Below are 16,388 nucleotides of genomic sequence, written 5' to 3' on the forward strand. Positions count from 1 at the left end.
TAACTCTTTAAAATTTTATACTTATGGATAAAATTCGAATCGGTACCAGAACAAGTAAACTTGCAATCACTCAAGCTAATATTGTAAAAAATCAACTTATAAATATGCTTGGATTTAAGGAAGATGCATTTGAAATTATCCCTATAAAAACTATAGGTGATATTGTTACGGATAAAAATATCAGTGAAATAGGGGTAAAAGGTGTATTTACAAAAGAATTAGAAGATGCACTTTTAAACAATTCTATTGATATTGCTGTTCACTCTATGAAAGATATGCCGGCTGAATTACCAAAAGGTTTAATAATTTCTGCAGTTCTCGAAAGAGAAGATTATAGAGATGCTATTTTAGGCATTCCATCGCTTGAATTATTACCGCTTAATGCAATAATCGGTACTTCTTCACTACGTAGAACTGCTCAAATAAAAAACCTTCGTTCTGATTTAAAAATAATTCCTTTTAGAGGAAATGTTCCTACTAGAATTAATAAGTTAAATGAAGGTATTGTTAGTGCAACTATACTTGCTGTAAGTGGGCTTAAAAGATTAGGAATTGATAAAAATATTTATTTCCCTTTAGATGAAACGCAATTTCTTCCTGCTGCGGCGCAAGGAATTATTGCTATTGAGTCTAGAGAAGATAATACAATGATCCGCGATATTTTAAGTAAAATAAATCATGGTGAAACTTACATTATAGCAAAAAGTGAAAGAGCTTTTTTAAGACAATGGGAAGTAGAAAAATTTAATAAATTTGGAATTCGTATATCAAGTTGCCAAACTCCAATAGCAGCTCTTGCAAAAATCTCTGCAAATCAACTTAAATTTAAGGCAATGGTTGCAGATGATGAAATGAATAATATTTATTACTTTGAAGAAATGTGCGATATTTCTTATAATAAAGATATAGGTGTTAAAGCGGCTTCAACTTTAGCTAAAAAAGTTTTAATTTAAAAAGGGTAGAAATTTCAATGCAAGCAACAATTTTTAAGCCCACTAAAACTGCGATGCAATCTGGATTGCGTAATACAAAAAAATGGTTAGTTAAATTTGAGCATGATGGATCTCGTTATGTTGATAGTTTAATGGGATGGACCGGTTCAAAGGACATGCTTCAAGAAACTACTTTAACTTTTCCTTCTAAAGAAGCTGCTGAAAATTATGTAAAAAAATATTACCCTGATTATGAAATTTCTTATCCACATGAAAGTAAGAAAGTTAAAAAGAATTATGCCGATAATTTTACTGATTAATTACTTATAAAATCCTTACATCTCAAAATATTACTATTAAATTATTAAAATATTAACTTTTGATAAAATATATGATATAATTATTATATATAGAATAATAATTATTTATGAGGGTTTTTATGACTAAAACAAGACCTGAAAATCCTTTTAAACAAACTTTCACTCAACTTCTTGCTGAGTATCAAAGGAATTCTAACGCGGCTAATCTTAATAAAATCGATGAATATGCTAAAACTGTTCCTGAAAATATGCGTACAGAAGTTTTAAGACCTCATTTTGATTTTGCAATGCGAAATGACTTTGGAGAAATTGGAAAAATATTTATTAAAAACGGTATGGATGTTGATTTTAAAGATCCATATGCCCATAATTATACTGCTCTTGATATTGCAGTTGATGCTAGAGATGCAAGTGTTGTAAAAGAAGTTATATCACATTCAAAAGATCCTACCTCTCTTGTTAATAATCCTGATAATTTGGGTAATACTCCTCTTCACAGAGCAACTAAGCTTGCTCAATATAATATTGCTAATGATTTAATAGATAATGGCGCTGATCTTAAAGCAAAAGATACAAATGGTAAAACCCCTATTGATGTAGCTAAAGAACCAAGAAATGATTTTCAAAGAGAGCATAAGAAGAATTTTGACCAAAAACTTGCAGAAAAAATAGGCAAAAATAGCAATGTTAATATTGAACAAGTACATATTAAAAATAATTCTGTAGAAATAAATAAGAGTAAAGCTGACAATAAAGAAGTAGAAAACCTTAAATCTTCTAAAGTACAAAAAACACTTGGAGTTGATGAGAAAGGTAAAGATAAAAAGTTAAGTTTTAAAGAGCGTCATCAAAATAATATGAAAAAAATGGCTGAAACGCATAAGAAAAATGTGGAAAGCATCAAAAAGTTTTTTTCAAATCTTAGTAAAAAATCTCATAGTAATGATAAATCACATGAAAATTTTACTGGAAAAACTCCTCACAATAGAGGTAAAGGTAGTCGCGTTAAATAAAAAAGGGGGAGCTCAACCACCTCCCCCTATCTCATCATATTTTAAATAATATTTATTCTTTTGCCATTTTTACAATATAATGGGTTGGATATTTTTTATAAGCGCCGCTTGCAGCGTCAATTACAAAGCCTGGCCAGAATAGTACATTACCAATAGTTAACACATTAAAGTTTTCGCCTGCAACAGTTCCAACTTGTCTATAACCATTTCTTACGCATTCAATTCTTAAGGTTCCATGACCTAAATTTACATTTAGTGAAGCAGGGTTAGTAGTTATTTCGTAGTGGTTTCCCTTACCATCTATGACAGTACAATGAATTTTATGTATTTCAGTATGAGTTTTATTATCAACGACTTTAATATGTATTGTTTGTGTTAATCCTGAAAGTACGGTTGCACATCCAGCGATTAATAATAATAAGAGTACACATAAGTATTTTTTCATGACCCATCCTCTTTTTAAATTATACATCCTCTTTTCGTATAAATTTATGCTAGAACATTTAATTCAAGCTTTCAATAACTTTCTTAATTAAAAATTGATTTTATTTTATTACGTTAATTATTTATTTACTATTCCACAATTTTAATTTTTTAGCATTTTATAATTAGAATTGGTAAATATTATAAGGGGATATAAGTTTTTTATTTGTTATCTTTATGAGATTTTAGAGATATAAATATTCATAATTAAAAATTAACTCATTAAGATTTTACATTTTAGCTAAAATGTTAATTTAATATGTATGGTATAATTTTTTATTGAATTAGCTAATATATATATTTTATAAAGATTGTATAAAAAAAGCTCAAAGAAATAACTTTGAGCTTTTTTTGAATAATATATAGAAGTAAAAACTAACGTTTTGAGAATTGGAAGCTTCTTCTAGCTTTCTTCTTACCGTATTTTTTACGCTCTACTTCTCTTGAATCCCTTGTTAAGTGACCATTTTGACGTAAAGCTTTATGATTACTTTCAGGGTTAATTTGGTCTAAACATCTTGCTATCCCAAGCTTTACAGCCCCAGCTTGACCTGATAAACCACCGCCTTTAACCATACAAACTATATCATAAAGATTTGTTGTATTAGTATCAGCGAAAGGTTGATTAAGAATCATTCTTAAAATTGGACGAGCAAAATATTCTTCTATTGGTTTACCATTTATAACAGCTTTACCTGTACCTGGTTTTACATAAACTCTTGCTATAGATCTTTTTCTTCTACCTGTAGCATAAGTTGCATTTTGCATATTAGTAGACTTTTTAGCTGTTGTAACAGCTTTTTTTTCTGTTGTTCCCGCAGCTTTTTTTACAGCTGGAACTTTTTCTACTTTAACTTTTTTTGGTGCTGCTTCTTCCTTACGAGCCATAAACTTATCACCTATAATTAACTAGTTTTTTTATTTTTTCTATTCATAGAAGCTACATCTAAAGCAGCAGGTTTTTGAGCCTGATGAGGATGTTCACTTCCTGCATATACAAATAAATGAGTCATTTGTTTTCTACCAAGAGTATTTCTTGTTATCATTCTTTGTACAGCTTTATAGATAACTCTTTCAGGAAATTTACTTTCAAGAACTTTACCAGCTGTTATTTCTTTAATACCGCCTGGAAATCCTGTGTGATGATAGTAAAATTTACCATTTTTTCTATTTGCTTTATTACCTGTAAGCCTTACTTTTTCAGCATTAATAATTACTACATTATCACCGCAATCCATATGTGGAGTAAAAGTAGGTTTATGCTTACCACGAAGAACTTTAGCAACTATACTTGCAAGTCTTCCTAATACTAAATCAGAAGCATCGATTATAAGCCAATCTTTTTTAATTTCTGATGCTTTCATTGAATAAGTTGTTTGAACCATATTCTCTATCCAATTAAATTTGTTTAATCTTTTTGTGTATTTCTTCTGTCAACGACTTCTGAAATACGCGCAGCTTTACCACGTAATTTTCTCATATAGTAAAGTTTCGCTCTACGAACTCTACCGCGTCTAACCACTTCCACTTTTTCAATACGTGGTGAATATGTTGGGAATATTCTTTCTACACCCACACCATGAGATAATTTACGTACTACAAATGATGAACCATAACCTTTGTTACGGATTGCAATACAAAGTCCTTCAAAGACCTGTACCCTTTCATTATTTCCTTCTACAATTTTTACATGCACTGATACTGTATCGCCTGCTTTAAATTCAGGTAATTTTTTATTTTGTGTCAATTTTGCAATTTGAGCGTTATTAAATTGCTCTAACTTATTCATAACATCCCCGTAAGTTAACTTTCTTTATATTTGCTCCATAAATCTGAACGACGTTCTTTAGTAATTTTCATTGCTTGGTCATGTCGCCAGTTTTTTATTTCTTTATGATTACCTGACATTAAAACTTCAGGAACCATAAGGCCATTCCATTCAGAGGGCCTAGTATACAGCGGATATTCTAGCAATCCCGAAAATTCATTTTGACTGCTAAAACTTTCCTCACTTAACGCATTTTGGTTATTTATTACACCAGGTAGAAGACGAATGCAAGCATCAATTAGAGCTAACGCACTAATTTCTCCTCCTGACATTATAAAATCACCTAAACTTATTTCCTCAAAGTTATAGAAATCTATAATTCTTTGGTCTATACCTTCAAAACGCCCACACAATAATAGAGCAGAATTAAAATTAGTCAAATGACTTATATAATTTTGCTCCATAACCTTACCCCGAGGGGTAAAATATATTTGTTTTTCAATAACATGTTCATTTATAATATTTTCTATAGCATTCCCTAATACGTCAGGCCGCATTACCATTCCGGCACCGCCACCAAAAGGTTTTTCATCAACATTTTGATGTTTATCTTGACTATAGTCTCTTATATTATAAACCTTTAATTCCCATTTACTACCTAAAGCTTTACCTGCAAGTGAATGCTTAAGCGTTCCCGGAAACATTTCAGGAAACAAAGTAAGTACATGGAAGGTTATCATTTTACACCTCTTCTGGAGGAATAATTTCTATAATTTTTTTATTAACATCAATAACTGGGAAAATTTTTGAAGTGAGATTATATAATACTTTTGTATTATCTATTTTCTTTATTTCTACTATATCTCCAGCTCCAAAATTAAAAACTTGGGTTACTATTCCAAATTCTTTATTACTTCCTTCTAATATAATTTTTGAATCTATTAAATCTTCTATATAAAAAGTGTTTTCCTCTTTAATCTCCGGTAATTCTTCTCTAAGAATATATAACTTTCTACCTTTGAACTTTTCGGCATCAGTTCTTGAAGTAACTCCTTTTATAGAAGCTATAATTTGACTATCACCTATAGATCTATATTTAAACTCTAAAATATTTTCTTCTTCATCTGTAAAACTATGAAATTCAATAAAAGAAGATGCAGAAGAAGTAAAAGGTTTAATTTTCACTTCTCCTTTTAATCCGTGAACGTTTGAAATTACTCCAAAACAAACTAAATTATTCACCACTTGCTTTTCTAGGAGCTCTTTTTGGATTCTTCTTTAATTTTTCAACTTGCTGAACAACTGCAGCCGGTAATTGGATTCCTTTATCCATAGCGAGTTTTGCTACTCTATCAGATGGTAAAGCGCCTTTGCTCATCCAGTTATTTAAAGCTTCGATGTTAATTGCAAATCTATCTTCTGTTCCTTTTGGTTTTAAAGGATCAAATGTACCAATCACTTCAATAAATTTACCATCACGCGGAGATGTAGAAGTTGCCACTACAACTTTATAGAATGGCTTTTTTTTCGCTCCGCCTCTTGCTAATCTGATCTTAACTGCCATATTATTTATTACCTTTTATAATTTTAAAGTTTATAAGCACAGGAAATTTAAAACATTTTTAGTGATTAGTAAAGAATTTTATAAGTTTCCTATGTATTTTATTTTAATAAAGCTAGTATTTTCAATCTCTTGTTAAATTTAAAATACCAAATATGCGGCACCCCAGGCGAGTCCTCCACCTATTGCTGCTAGCATAATTTTATCACCTTTTTTTATTCTTTTCTGGTTATAAGCCTCACTTAACGCAAGCGGAATCGAAGCTGCTGATGTGTTAGCGTGCTTATCTAATGTTATAACTACTTTATTTTCTTCTAATGTAAGTTTTTTTGCTACACTAGAAAGAATTCTTACATTTGCTTGATGTGGAATAAAAATATCAATATTTTCTGATTTTTGTCCTAATTCTTCAAGTATACCTTCAATAACTTCATGCATTTTTTCAACAGCATGTTTAAAAACTTCACCACCTTTCATTAAAAGAAGACTTTTTTCACCGTTGTTTACGCCTATACCGCCACTTGTACGTAATATGTCAATGTAATTGCCATCAGAATGTAACTTGCTTGCAAGTATTCCTCTACTTGAATTTTCTTCAGCTGAAAGTATTATAGCTCCTGCCCCATCACCAAATAAAACACATGTTGTTCTATCTTTCCAATCTAGTATTTTAGTCATCGCTTCAGCGCCTATAACTAGAACATTTTTAGCCTGATTATTTTCAATAAAATTCTTTGCAATGTGGAGTGCATAAATAAAACCTGCGCATACTGCCTGCACATCAAATGCAAAAGCATTTGAAGCTCCTATATTTGCTTGCACCTTTACCGCAGTTGCAGGAAATGTATAATCTGGTGTCGTTGTTGCTACAATGATACAGTCAATTTTATCTGCAGAAAGTTTTGCATCTTCTAAAGCTTTTTTTGAAGCCTCACTTGCAAGGTCAGAGGTTAACATATCTGCGTCAATAATATGCCTTTGTTTAATGCCAGTTCTTGTAGTTATCCATTCATCATTGGTATCTACTATTTTTTCTAAATCATTGTTAGTTAAAACATTTTTAGGTAAATAAGACCCAATACCACTTATGACTGCTTTAATCATTTGTTTTTGCACTGTTCTACTCTATTAAAGCTTCTACACTAAATGATTGCTCTAAAATATTAGCTACTGATTTATTAATTTCTTCGCTCGCAAGGCTTTTAGCAACTAATATGGCATTTGCATTACCTAGCTCATCAGATGAACCATGACTTTTAACCACTATTCCATCTAAACCTAATAACATGGCGCCATTATAATTTCTGTGATCAAGTCTTGAAAAAGTTTTCTTAAGACTTGCTTTAGCTAACAAATATCCTATTTTTGCTATTATAGAGTTTTGAAAACCTTCTTTCATAAATTCTCTACAAAGTTTTGCTGTACCTTCAGCAGTTTTAAGGGCAATATTTCCTGAAAAGCCATCTGTAACTATAACATCTACAAATCCATCGATAATACCGTCGCCTTCAATATAACCATAAAAATTTATGTAATCTCTAAATTCTCTGATCATTTGAGAAGCTAGCTTTATAGTATCACTGCCTTTAATATCTTCTGAACCTACGTTAAGTAAGCCTACTTTTGGTCTTTCAACTTGAAAAATAATTTTTGCAAAAGCTGAACCCATTATTGCAAATTGCATTAAATTTGTAGCAGAGCATTCAATATTAGCACCCATATCTAACATTGCAGCTTTTCCTCTTAATGTAGGGACTATACCGCATATTGCAGGTCTGTCTATACCACTTAAGGTTCTAAGTACAATTTTAGAAATTGCCATTAAAGCACCTGTATTTCCTGCAGAAACTACAGCATGAGCTTCACCATTTTTTACTGCTTGTACTGCTAAATACATACTTGAACGCTTACCATTTCTGATAGCATATGCGGGTGTATCATTTGAAGATACTATATCGGTTGTATGTATAATATGATAATGATTTACAAGGTTCGGAGACTTATTAACTTCTTTAATAATTTTATCTTCATCACCAACTAAAAGGAATCTTAGGTTACCCTCTCTTTCTAATGCCTTACTTGCACCAGCTATGACAGATGAAGGGGCGTTGTCGCCCCCCATACAATCTAATGCTATGGTTATTTCTCTATTGGACTTTGGCATTCTTTATTAAATTATCCTAGTGTTTGTGATCATCATGATTGTCATTTTCATCATGATTATGGTCGTGTGTCTCTTGCTTTTGAGCTTTAATTATAACTTTTCTACCTTTATAATAACCACTTTTGGTCATTCTGTGCGGTCTGTGGAAATCACCTGTTGTAGTGTCTTCTACAGGCATTGATGGTGTAGCCTTCGTTACTAAGTGCGCTCTACGCATTTTTCTTTTGGAAGGCGAGGTTTTCCGTTTAGGTACTGCCATTTTTTTACCCTTAATTTAAAATAATTGATTTATTGATCTTCAAAATAAAGTTATTAATATATTGAAAATATCTAGAATGCAAATTATTTTTTGTGTAATATAAAACGTTTTCGTATTAATTTTAGAATATCAATGAGTTTTATGAAATATAGCCTTATCTTATTACTACTTACTTTAAATCTTAATGGATGCTTAAAGAAGGAAATTATAAATGGTAATAATGAACTTTTAATAGAAGATTCTTTACAATTTGAAATAAATAAAACTACAAAGAACGAGATTCATCAAGAATTAGGTTCACCTACTGCTGTAGAAGAAATTGATGGCGACAAGTGGTTATATATTGTAAGAAAAATGGATAAAATAGGTTTTCTTAAAGCTAAAACTGTAAAACAATATGGTTTTCTTTTTGAATTCGATAATAACATTTTAACTTATTATCAAAAAATTGATTTAAATAATTATAAAAATATAAGTTTTTCTTATGAAGAAACTCCTTCATTTGGCGATGATCCAAGCTTTGTAAAAGAAATATTCTCAAATTTTGGAAGATTCAACATTCGTAAGAAAAAAGGTCTATAGATTTAAATAAGAGAGAAAATTTAATAACTTTCTCTCTTATTTTTATATTTTTGCTATATAAGAGCCTATTTTTGTACCACTTTCAATATCACTATGAGCTTTTGATATTTCATCAAAATTATAAATATTAATTGTAGGTTTAATAGCTTTCCTTCTCATTAATTCAAACGCATCATTAGCGGCAAGCGTTAATTCCATTTTAGAAATTTGATAAATATTTAGATCAGGTCTTGTAACAAATAAACATCTATCATCTAATAATGTTAAATCTAAATTATTTGGCCTTCCTGCTATATCACCTAAAGAAACTGCTACGGCTAAGAAATTCATGCATTTAAAAGATTTAGTTAAATAATCGCCACCAACTAAATCGTATACAATATCAACACCAATATTTTTTGTTTTTTTCATTATTTCACTTACAAAATCTTGCTGCGTTACATCAATAACCATTTCACATGATTTTAAAGAAGTTAAATAATCATATTTTTCTTTTGAATTTACAGTTGCGAAAACCTTTAAATTATAAAATTTAGCTACTTGGCAAAGTATATGACCGACACTCCCTGCAGCTCCATGAATAAGTATTGGCTGTCCTTCTTTAATTTTCGCTACTCTTTTTAACAAATAATGAGCGGTTAAAGTTTTTGAAAAACAAGCTATAGCAGTTTGTTGATCTATATCGGAAGGTAATTTTACTAAAAAATATGGGTTAATTACACGATGAGTAGAGTAAGCACCTGAACCTACTGTCGCATAAATTACTTTGTCGCCTTCATTTAAATCCTTCCATTCAACCCCATTGCCTATTTTTTCTATTTTTCCAACTGCTTCATAACCTAATACATAAGGGGTTTTAGTTGGGATAATACCTTTTCTTCTAAGTACATCCTGGTGATTGATTCCAATAAAATTATGTGCTACAAGAACTTCATCTGAATTAGGAATAGTAGTTTGATCCTGAACTAGTTCAAGTTTTTCTGGACCACCACAACTATTTAACCTATATTTTTTTATCATAAGTTAATACATTTAATTTTTTGATATTTATAGATATTATTGTAATTAATATAAAAAAACAAGATTAAGTATGCACGCAAAATATCTTACATATGTAATTTTATCTTATATAGTTTTTTTTACCTGTATAATTTCTTATACTTTTTACACTTTTAAAGAGTGGTATAAAATTAGATCAAATGATAAAAAAGAAATATAAACGATTATTATCACTACTTATTTTTCTAGCTCTTTTTGGTAGTGGTTTAACTTTAGTTTTAGTTCAATTTAAAGAAAATATAATTTTTTTCTACACTCCTTCAGAGCTTAAAAATCAAACAAATTTATTTAATAAAGAAATGAGAATTGGCGGATTGATTGAAGAAGGATCTATAAAAAACGCCAGCCACTCAAATGAATTTCATATATTCGTTATAACGGATGAAGAAGCAAAAATTTCAGTAAAATATAAAGGAATTTTACCTGCATTATTTAGAGAAAATCAAGGCGTAGTCGCAAGAGGAAAATTAATTAATTCTAGTGAATTTTTAGCTAGCGAAATTTTAACTAAGCATGACGAAAAATATATTCCAAAAGAATTAGAAGATAAACTTAAAGAAAAAGGATATTTTAAAGATGAGAAATAGAGCTATTACTATTTTTTTATTAGCATTATTTTACATATGTTCATTTCAAGTTTATGCATCAACTTCTATTGAAAATTATTTAAAAGAAAATTTTGAAAGCGGTACTATTTTAGTTATTAAAGGTAATAAAACTATATTTAATAAAGCTTATGGATTTGCTGATGTAAATAAAAGGGTTTTAAATACTATTAACACACAATTTCCTATTGCATCATTATCGAAAATATTCACTTCAGTCGCTATTTTAAAACTCGCAGAAAATAATGTTTTAAATATAAACGATAAATTAGATAAGGCTTTACCTACATATAAAGCTAAGTGGTCTAAAGATGTTTCATTACATCATTTACTAACTCATACTTCTGGGGTTCCTAATTATATAGAAACAGAAGAATTTAAAAAATTATATAAATCTCCTCAATCTACCCAAACAGTAATTAATATAGGGAAAGATTTACCATTAAGGTTCATTCCTGGAAGTAAATATGAATATAGTGGATTTGGATTTAATCTATTAGGTGCTGTTATTGAACACGCTTCTAATATTAAATATGAAGATTATTTAGCAAATAATTTCTTTATCCCTTTAAAAATGAGTAGAACTTTTATACCCCGTAATAAATTAGTTTCCTCTCTTTATACTAAAAATAAAATACTCGCTAAAGGTTATTTAAAAGATAAAAATAATCTTATTGAAACTAAGGGTTTAAATTTAAGTTTAGCTTTTGGTGAAGCAGGTATTATTTCAACAACTCATGATTTATATAAATGGCAAAAAGGATTGTTTAAAGGTAAATTATTATCAGAAAACTATTTAAATTTAATGCTTACAAATCACTCACAAAACCATGGGTATGGTATATTCATAAGTACTAAGTTAAGTAATGAAAAAGTTTATTATCATCAGGGTCGTATAAACGGGTTTTCCACTATAATGGCATATGAACCTAAAAGAGATATTCATATAATTATATTAAGTAATATCATGGAAACAAAAGTGTATGAAATTACTAGAAAACTATTTGAAATGATTAATTAAAATCTACTTAAATTTGTTTTTCAAGTAATTTATATATATTTCTGGATCTAAGTTTTTACCTGTTACTTTTTCTATAAGTCCGCTTGCACTATAAAATGAACCATATTTGTGTACATTATTATTTAGCCAAATTTTTGCTGATGAAAAATTTCCATTTCTAAATTGATTAGTATCAATATGCGGTTTAGCAGCGTCAAACCATTGTGCTGCTATCATTGCACCTAAACTATAGCAAGGAAAATATCCAAAATGCCCACCATACCAGTGCATGTCTTGTAAGCAACCTAAATCATCTGATGGTGGAGTGATATTTAAATATTGCTTCATTTTCGCGTTCCAGGCTTCTGGCAAATCTTTTACTTGAACATCGCCTCTTAAAATTTCCTGCTCTAATTCATATCTTAAAATAACATGTAAAGGATAGGTTACTTCATCGGCATAGATTCTAATAAAAGATTTTTCTACTTTATTAGAATTATTCCATAAATCTTTTTCACTAACATCTACATTTGCAATAGATTTTATTTTTTTAGATAAATAACTTAAGAAATCTTTATTTGTTCCTATTTGCATTTCATAAAATAAAGACTGGCTTTCGTGAATCGACATACCCAATGAATTTCCAACCGGTTGGTTATAATATTCATAAGGCCTATTTTGTTCATATATCGCATGTCCTGTTTCATGGACTGTCGCCATAATTGATTTTAAGCAATCATTTTCATCATAATTTGTAGTTATTCTTATATCCCCATATGTTCCACCACAAAATGGATGAATACTTTCATCAACCCGACCATTTTCTATGTTAAAACCTAGATCTTTCATGATCTCTAAATTAATTTGTTTTTGATGTTCTTTGCTTAATTTAATTTTAGAATAGTTATTATTTTCTCTTTTTTGTTTTTCAATTATTTCATCAGTAAAACTTGGTAGAAATTGTTTGAGGTTAGAAAATAATTTATTTATCTCTTCTTCTTTTCTACCGTAATCATAGCTTATAAGTAGAGCTTCATATTTAGTAACTTTAAATTTCTCTGCTTTAATAGAAGCAATTTCTTTAGTTAAATTTACAATTTCCTCTAAGTAAGGCTTAACAGCTTTAAAATCACCTTTTGGCTTTGCTTCTCGCCATACAAGGTCACATTCACAACCTGCTTTAACCATTTTTCCGGCAAGCTCATTATCAATGCAAGTTGAGATGTCATATAACTTTCTTGTTTCTCTTACATTTGCTTTTTGCCAATCATTAAGTTCATTTAATTTATTTTCGGCATTTACAATTAATTCTTCATATTGTTTGCAAGTTGTAAGCTCATGATAAAATTTTGAAAGTTCTTCGATTTGTTTATTACGGAATTCCCCTGATTTTATTGGCATCATAGTTGCAGAATCCCAATATAAAATTGAGAGCGCATCTGAAATACTACTTAGACGACTATTATATTCTTCTAACTTTTTATACTCTTTCATTTTTAGCAAGTCTCCTTGAATATTCTAAGAAGATAATTAAAAGTGCTATTGCCATGCCGAACCATGTAAAGGCGTAACCTAAATGATCATTACGTATGTTTAAAGAGATATCTTTACCAATAGGCGGTATGTTATTCTCATAAGCTTTCATCACATAAAAATCTTTTACATTAATTTTGAAATGCTTACCTATTTCTTTGGGTGAAATATAGTACCATACATTATGTTCAACATCATTTGTCGGTGTGAACATTTTTTTCTTTTCACCTTCAAGTATTCCACCTGTAAGTTTTAAATTATAATCTTTTTTATATTTATCTTTTTCCTTAAGGGGAATCCACCCGATATCAGCAACTAAATAATCCCCATCTTTACATTTAAGTGGCGCAAGTAATCTATAACCTGGTTCACCTTTAAACTGAATAGGACCTGAATATAAAAATAAGATTTGATCTGCTTTAACAGTGCCTGAAATTTTTACTTTTGAATAAAAAATATCTTCTTTATCATCAAATTTTTTATTAAGTTCCTTACAAGTAGCGGTAACTACAGGCCGATCTATTTTTTTCTTAATATCGTTAATAATATCAAGTTTAGTATTTAATCTAAATAATTGCCATACCCCAAGCGACACCATGAATATAACCATAATTATAGTCATGGTAGTTGGAATAAGTTTGAATTTAAATTTCATTATTTATTTATCTACCCCAAACGTATACAAATACGAATAAGAATAACCATACAACGTCAACGAAATGCCAATACCAAGCTGCAAATTCAAAACCTAAATGATTTTCTGAATCCATTTGGCCTTTACGCGCTCTAAACCAGCAAACTGCTAAAAATATAGTACCTATAATTACGTGCGCACCATGAAAACCTGTTGCCATAAAGAAGTTAGAAGGGTAATTTCCACCATTAAAAGTAAAAGGTGCATGCATATATTCAAAAGCTTGGCATAAGGTAAAAAACATACCTAATAAAACTGTTATCCCTAATCCTTGAATAAAATCTTTTCTATTATTTTCAAGTAATGAATAGTGAGCCCAAGTTACTGTTGTACCTGATAATAATAAAATTAATGTATTGAATAATGGTAAGTGCCATGGGTCAAAAGTTTTAATATCTGCTGGTGGCCATACACCTTCTTTTACTACCCATACTCCTTCTAAAATTCCAGGAGTTGCAATAACTGAATGGAAGAATGAAAAGAAAAATCCAAAGAAAAACATTACTTCTGATAGAATGAATAAGGCCATGCCTATTCTTAACCCGTTTTTAACTACATTATTATGTGCTTTATCGATAGCAGCTTCTTTTACTACATCGCGCCACCAAGCAAACATAACATAAAAAATCATTAAAAAACCTAGTGGTAAAAGAAATTTACCTAACATATATTTATGTAAAAATAATATGGCACCGATTGCAGTTGTAAGTAAGGAAATGGCTCCCATTATTGGCCATGGGCTTGGATTAACTAGATGATACGGGTGCGATTTTTCGTGGTCTGCCATTTAAAACTCCTTACTAATATTTTATCTTAATTACCTTTCTGTTATATCAAAAAAAGTATATGATAAAGTTATTTCTTTAACATCATCTAAATTATGATCGTCTTCTAGTTTTGGATCAACATAAAAAGTTACTGGGAATTCAACTTTTTGATTTGGTAGTAAAATTTGTTCTTCAAAACAGAAACAATGAATTTTCTTAAAATACTTACCTGCTTTAAGTGGAGTAACGTTATATGTTGCCATTCCTTTTATCATATTATTCGATAAATTTTTAGCTTCAAAATATACTAAAATGTTTGAACCAGTTAAGGCTTTAATATTATTTTGTTTAGTTTTAAATTCCCAAGGCAAGTTTTTATCAATATTTGCATCAAAATAAACTTTTATTTCTCGCGTACCTATTTTGTCAGATTTTTGTTTAACTTGGCTTATTGTACCGCCAAAACCTGTAACCTGACAAAATACTCGGTAAATTGGAACAGCAGCGTAGGCCATCATGAACATGCCTAAAACTATAGCCGCCATATTAATTGCAAGTTTTTTATTGTTCATTTAATTAATAAATCGGAATATTTGATTACACCTAAAATAAAAAATATAAAAATCATACCAAATAATGCAGCTAACAAAGTGTAATTTTTATATTTTTTTTGTTTATGAATTTCGTGTAAAGGCATAGGAACCTCTTTATCAGTAATAATATTAATAAAAATTATTTTTAAATTTTTTAAATAAAAAATATTTTATCTAAGATTAAAAATGTAAAAATCAGAAATAAGTAGAGTATAGAATAGCCGAATAATTTTGGTGCTAATATGATATTTCTTGAAACAAGCAATCTTAAAGCATCATATATAAATTTTATTCCTAAAATTAAAGAAGCTGTTAAATAAACCCATGATGACATTTTAATAAAATATGGTAGCGATGCTGTAAGTACCATCAGTACACTATATACAAATATATGACGCTTTGTAACTAATTCACCATGCGTTACAGAAAGCATAGGAACACCTGCTTCTTTATAATCATCTGATTTATAAAGTGAAAGCGCCCAGAAATGTGGAGGTGTCCACATAAAAATAATTGAAAATAAAATTATTGCTTCAAGTGAAATAGAATTTGTTACAGCAGCCCAACCTATCATTGGTGGAAAAGACCCAGCCGCACCCCCAATAACAATATTTTGTGGAGTGTTTCTTTTTAACCAAATCGTATAAATGAAAACGTAAAATAAAATTGCTATTAAAAGTATAAAGGCTGATAAATAATTTACAGCTACTCCCATTAAAAATACCGAAACAAATGACATGCAAACGCCAAATTCTAATGCACTTTCTGGATTTACTCTCTTTGCAGGAATTGGTCTAGTTTGAGTACGTTTCATTATTTTATCAATATCTTTATCGTACCACATATTAATTGCGCCAGCAGCTCCTGAGCCAATAGCTATACATAATATAGCTATTGCAGCAATAACAGGATTTATTTTTCCTGGCGCTAAATATAACCCTGCGAAACCGGTGAATACAACTAAAGACATTACTCTTGGCTTTAGCAAAGAGATATAATCTCTTACGCGTGACTCTTCATGATTCACACTAGTATCTTTGATAGTTATAGTTTTA

General features: G+C 29.7%; 22 protein-coding genes. 6 read left to right on the forward strand and 16 right to left on the reverse strand.

Going from position 1 to position 16,388, the window contains the following annotated elements; genetic code table 11:
* Positions 1 to 23 precede the first annotated feature (23 nt).
* The 3 genes from hemC (at position 24) to J0H68_06290 (ending at position 2,265) form a co-directional block, all read left to right on the forward strand.
* Positions 24 to 953 carry a hydroxymethylbilane synthase gene (hemC, locus tag J0H68_06280; GenBank protein ID MBN8828295.1) on the forward strand — a complete coding sequence of 310 codons (930 nt, stop codon included), beginning with the start codon at positions 24 to 26 and terminating at the stop codon, positions 951 to 953.
* A 17-nt stretch (positions 954 to 970) separates the two neighbouring features.
* On the forward strand, positions 971 to 1,252 hold the full coding sequence (locus J0H68_06285; protein MBN8828296.1) for an ETC complex I subunit: 282 nt from the start codon (positions 971 to 973) through the stop codon (positions 1,250 to 1,252).
* Positions 1,253 to 1,371: 119 nt separating this feature from the next.
* On the forward strand, positions 1,372 to 2,265 hold the full coding sequence (locus J0H68_06290; GenBank protein ID MBN8828297.1) for an ankyrin repeat domain-containing protein: 894 nt from the start codon (positions 1,372 to 1,374) through the stop codon (positions 2,263 to 2,265).
* A 52-nt stretch (positions 2,266 to 2,317) separates the two neighbouring features.
* On the opposite strand, the gene J0H68_06295 is transcribed toward J0H68_06290, so the two are convergent.
* The 10 genes from J0H68_06295 to rpmF form a co-directional block, all read right to left on the reverse strand.
* Positions 2,318 to 2,710, reverse strand: coding sequence for a hypothetical protein (locus J0H68_06295; protein ID MBN8828298.1), 393 nt, complete (start codon positions 2,708 to 2,710; stop codon positions 2,318 to 2,320).
* A 413-nt stretch (positions 2,711 to 3,123) separates the two neighbouring features.
* Complete coding sequence (gene rpsI, locus J0H68_06300) at positions 3,124 to 3,516, reverse strand: 30S ribosomal protein S9 (protein MBN8828299.1); 393 nt, start codon at positions 3,514 to 3,516, stop codon at positions 3,124 to 3,126.
* A gap of 137 nt (positions 3,517 to 3,653) precedes the next feature.
* Entirely contained in the window at positions 3,654 to 4,133 is a 480-nt protein-coding gene (rplM, locus tag J0H68_06305; GenBank protein MBN8828300.1) for a 50S ribosomal protein L13, read from the reverse strand.
* A 23-nt stretch (positions 4,134 to 4,156) separates the two neighbouring features.
* Complete coding sequence (rplS, locus tag J0H68_06310) at positions 4,157 to 4,537, reverse strand: 50S ribosomal protein L19 (GenBank protein ID MBN8828301.1); 381 nt, start codon at positions 4,535 to 4,537, stop codon at positions 4,157 to 4,159.
* 14 nt (positions 4,538 to 4,551) lie between these two features.
* On the reverse strand, positions 4,552 to 5,253 hold the full coding sequence (trmD, locus tag J0H68_06315; GenBank protein ID MBN8828302.1) for a tRNA (guanosine(37)-N1)-methyltransferase TrmD: 702 nt from the start codon (positions 5,251 to 5,253) through the stop codon (positions 4,552 to 4,554).
* A 4-nt stretch (positions 5,254 to 5,257) separates the two neighbouring features.
* On the reverse strand, positions 5,258 to 5,758 hold the full coding sequence (gene rimM, locus J0H68_06320; protein MBN8828303.1) for a 16S rRNA processing protein RimM: 501 nt from the start codon (positions 5,756 to 5,758) through the stop codon (positions 5,258 to 5,260).
* Positions 5,751 to 6,080: a 30S ribosomal protein S16 gene (gene rpsP / locus J0H68_06325; protein ID MBN8828304.1), complete on the reverse strand. Its 330-nt coding sequence runs from the start codon at positions 6,078 to 6,080 to the stop codon at positions 5,751 to 5,753. The genes rimM and rpsP overlap by 8 nt, the downstream gene beginning before the upstream one ends.
* 138 nt (positions 6,081 to 6,218) lie before the next feature.
* On the reverse strand, positions 6,219 to 7,181 hold the full coding sequence (locus J0H68_06330) for a ketoacyl-ACP synthase III (GenBank protein MBN8828305.1): 963 nt from the start codon (positions 7,179 to 7,181) through the stop codon (positions 6,219 to 6,221).
* A gap of 16 nt (positions 7,182 to 7,197) precedes the next feature.
* The gene (gene plsX, locus J0H68_06335) at positions 7,198 to 8,241 is read right to left on the reverse strand and encodes a phosphate acyltransferase PlsX (GenBank protein ID MBN8828306.1); all 1,044 of its coding nucleotides are present in this window, start codon (positions 8,239 to 8,241) and stop codon (positions 7,198 to 7,200) included.
* 16 nt (positions 8,242 to 8,257) lie between these two features.
* The gene (rpmF, locus tag J0H68_06340) at positions 8,258 to 8,500 is read right to left on the reverse strand and encodes a 50S ribosomal protein L32 (GenBank protein MBN8828307.1); all 243 of its coding nucleotides are present in this window, start codon (positions 8,498 to 8,500) and stop codon (positions 8,258 to 8,260) included.
* Between the two features lie 141 nt (positions 8,501 to 8,641).
* On the opposite strand from rpmF, the gene J0H68_06345 reads away from it, so the two are divergent.
* Positions 8,642 to 9,082 carry a hypothetical protein gene (locus J0H68_06345; protein MBN8828308.1) on the forward strand — a complete coding sequence of 147 codons (441 nt, stop codon included), beginning with the start codon at positions 8,642 to 8,644 and terminating at the stop codon, positions 9,080 to 9,082.
* Between the two features lie 42 nt (positions 9,083 to 9,124).
* Here the strand turns inward: J0H68_06345 and J0H68_06350 are convergent, their stop codons facing one another.
* A complete protein-coding gene (locus J0H68_06350) occupies positions 9,125 to 10,102 on the reverse strand; it encodes a zinc-binding dehydrogenase (GenBank protein MBN8828309.1) in 978 nt (325 codons plus the stop codon).
* Positions 10,103 to 10,284: 182 nt separating this feature from the next.
* Between J0H68_06350 and ccmE the strand changes: the two genes are divergently transcribed.
* Together ccmE and J0H68_06360 are read left to right on the forward strand one after the other, a co-directional pair.
* Positions 10,285 to 10,728 (forward strand): cytochrome c maturation protein CcmE, encoded by a 444-nt coding sequence (gene ccmE / locus J0H68_06355; GenBank protein MBN8828310.1) that lies wholly within the window; start codon positions 10,285 to 10,287, stop codon positions 10,726 to 10,728.
* Entirely contained in the window at positions 10,718 to 11,767 is a 1,050-nt protein-coding gene (locus J0H68_06360) for a beta-lactamase family protein (GenBank protein ID MBN8828311.1), read from the forward strand. Before ccmE ends, J0H68_06360 begins: the two co-directional genes overlap by 11 nt.
* Positions 11,768 to 11,770: 3 nt before the next feature.
* Here the strand turns inward: J0H68_06360 and J0H68_06365 are convergent, their stop codons facing one another.
* The 5 genes from J0H68_06365 to J0H68_06385 form a co-directional block, all read right to left on the reverse strand.
* Entirely contained in the window at positions 11,771 to 13,240 is a 1,470-nt protein-coding gene (locus tag J0H68_06365; GenBank protein MBN8828312.1) for a carboxypeptidase M32, read from the reverse strand.
* The gene (locus tag J0H68_06370) at positions 13,227 to 13,934 is read right to left on the reverse strand and encodes an SURF1 family protein (GenBank protein MBN8828313.1); all 708 of its coding nucleotides are present in this window, start codon (positions 13,932 to 13,934) and stop codon (positions 13,227 to 13,229) included. Before J0H68_06370 ends, J0H68_06365 begins: the two co-directional genes overlap by 14 nt.
* 7 nt (positions 13,935 to 13,941) lie before the next feature.
* A complete protein-coding gene (locus tag J0H68_06375) occupies positions 13,942 to 14,760 on the reverse strand; it encodes a cytochrome c oxidase subunit 3 (GenBank protein ID MBN8828314.1) in 819 nt (272 codons plus the stop codon).
* A gap of 30 nt (positions 14,761 to 14,790) precedes the next feature.
* On the reverse strand, positions 14,791 to 15,312 hold the full coding sequence (locus J0H68_06380; GenBank protein MBN8828315.1) for a cytochrome c oxidase assembly protein: 522 nt from the start codon (positions 15,310 to 15,312) through the stop codon (positions 14,791 to 14,793).
* 175 nt (positions 15,313 to 15,487) lie between these two features.
* Positions 15,488 to 16,375: a heme o synthase gene (locus J0H68_06385; protein MBN8828316.1), complete on the reverse strand. Its 888-nt coding sequence runs from the start codon at positions 16,373 to 16,375 to the stop codon at positions 15,488 to 15,490.
* Between the last annotated feature and the right edge of the window lie 13 nt (positions 16,376 to 16,388).

This window comes from Sphingobacteriia bacterium, assembly GCA_017304685.1.
GTDB lineage: Bacteria > Pseudomonadota > Alphaproteobacteria > Rickettsiales > 33-17 > JAFKLR01.

Coding starts and splice junctions, on each gene's coding strand:
- rpsI (MBN8828299.1), bottom strand. CDS start 3,516: ATGCAAAATGCAACTTATGCTACAGGTAGAAGAAAAAGATCTATAGCA.
- J0H68_06380 (MBN8828315.1), bottom strand. CDS start 15,312: ATGAACAATAAAAAACTTGCAATTAATATGGCGGCTATAGTTTTAGGC.
- hemC (MBN8828295.1), top strand. CDS start 24: ATGGATAAAATTCGAATCGGTACCAGAACAAGTAAACTTGCAATCACT.
- rplS (MBN8828301.1), bottom strand. CDS start 4,537: ATGAATAAGTTAGAGCAATTTAATAACGCTCAAATTGCAAAATTGACA.
- rplM (MBN8828300.1), bottom strand. CDS start 4,133: ATGGTTCAAACAACTTATTCAATGAAAGCATCAGAAATTAAAAAAGAT.
- rpmF (MBN8828307.1), bottom strand. CDS start 8,500: ATGGCAGTACCTAAACGGAAAACCTCGCCTTCCAAAAGAAAAATGCGT.
- J0H68_06365 (MBN8828312.1), bottom strand. CDS start 13,240: ATGAAAGAGTATAAAAAGTTAGAAGAATATAATAGTCGTCTAAGTAGT.
- plsX (MBN8828306.1), bottom strand. CDS start 8,241: ATGCCAAAGTCCAATAGAGAAATAACCATAGCATTAGATTGTATGGGG.
- J0H68_06290 (MBN8828297.1), top strand. CDS start 1,372: ATGACTAAAACAAGACCTGAAAATCCTTTTAAACAAACTTTCACTCAA.
- J0H68_06360 (MBN8828311.1), top strand. CDS start 10,718: ATGAGAAATAGAGCTATTACTATTTTTTTATTAGCATTATTTTACATA.
- J0H68_06370 (MBN8828313.1), bottom strand. CDS start 13,934: ATGAAATTTAAATTCAAACTTATTCCAACTACCATGACTATAATTATG.
- J0H68_06285 (MBN8828296.1), top strand. CDS start 971: ATGCAAGCAACAATTTTTAAGCCCACTAAAACTGCGATGCAATCTGGA.
- J0H68_06345 (MBN8828308.1), top strand. CDS start 8,642: ATGAAATATAGCCTTATCTTATTACTACTTACTTTAAATCTTAATGGA.
- J0H68_06295 (MBN8828298.1), bottom strand. CDS start 2,710: ATGAAAAAATACTTATGTGTACTCTTATTATTATTAATCGCTGGATGT.
- J0H68_06375 (MBN8828314.1), bottom strand. CDS start 14,760: ATGGCAGACCACGAAAAATCGCACCCGTATCATCTAGTTAATCCAAGC.
- J0H68_06350 (MBN8828309.1), bottom strand. CDS start 10,102: ATGATAAAAAAATATAGGTTAAATAGTTGTGGTGGTCCAGAAAAACTT.
- J0H68_06330 (MBN8828305.1), bottom strand. CDS start 7,181: ATGATTAAAGCAGTCATAAGTGGTATTGGGTCTTATTTACCTAAAAAT.
- rpsP (MBN8828304.1), bottom strand. CDS start 6,080: ATGGCAGTTAAGATCAGATTAGCAAGAGGCGGAGCGAAAAAAAAGCCA.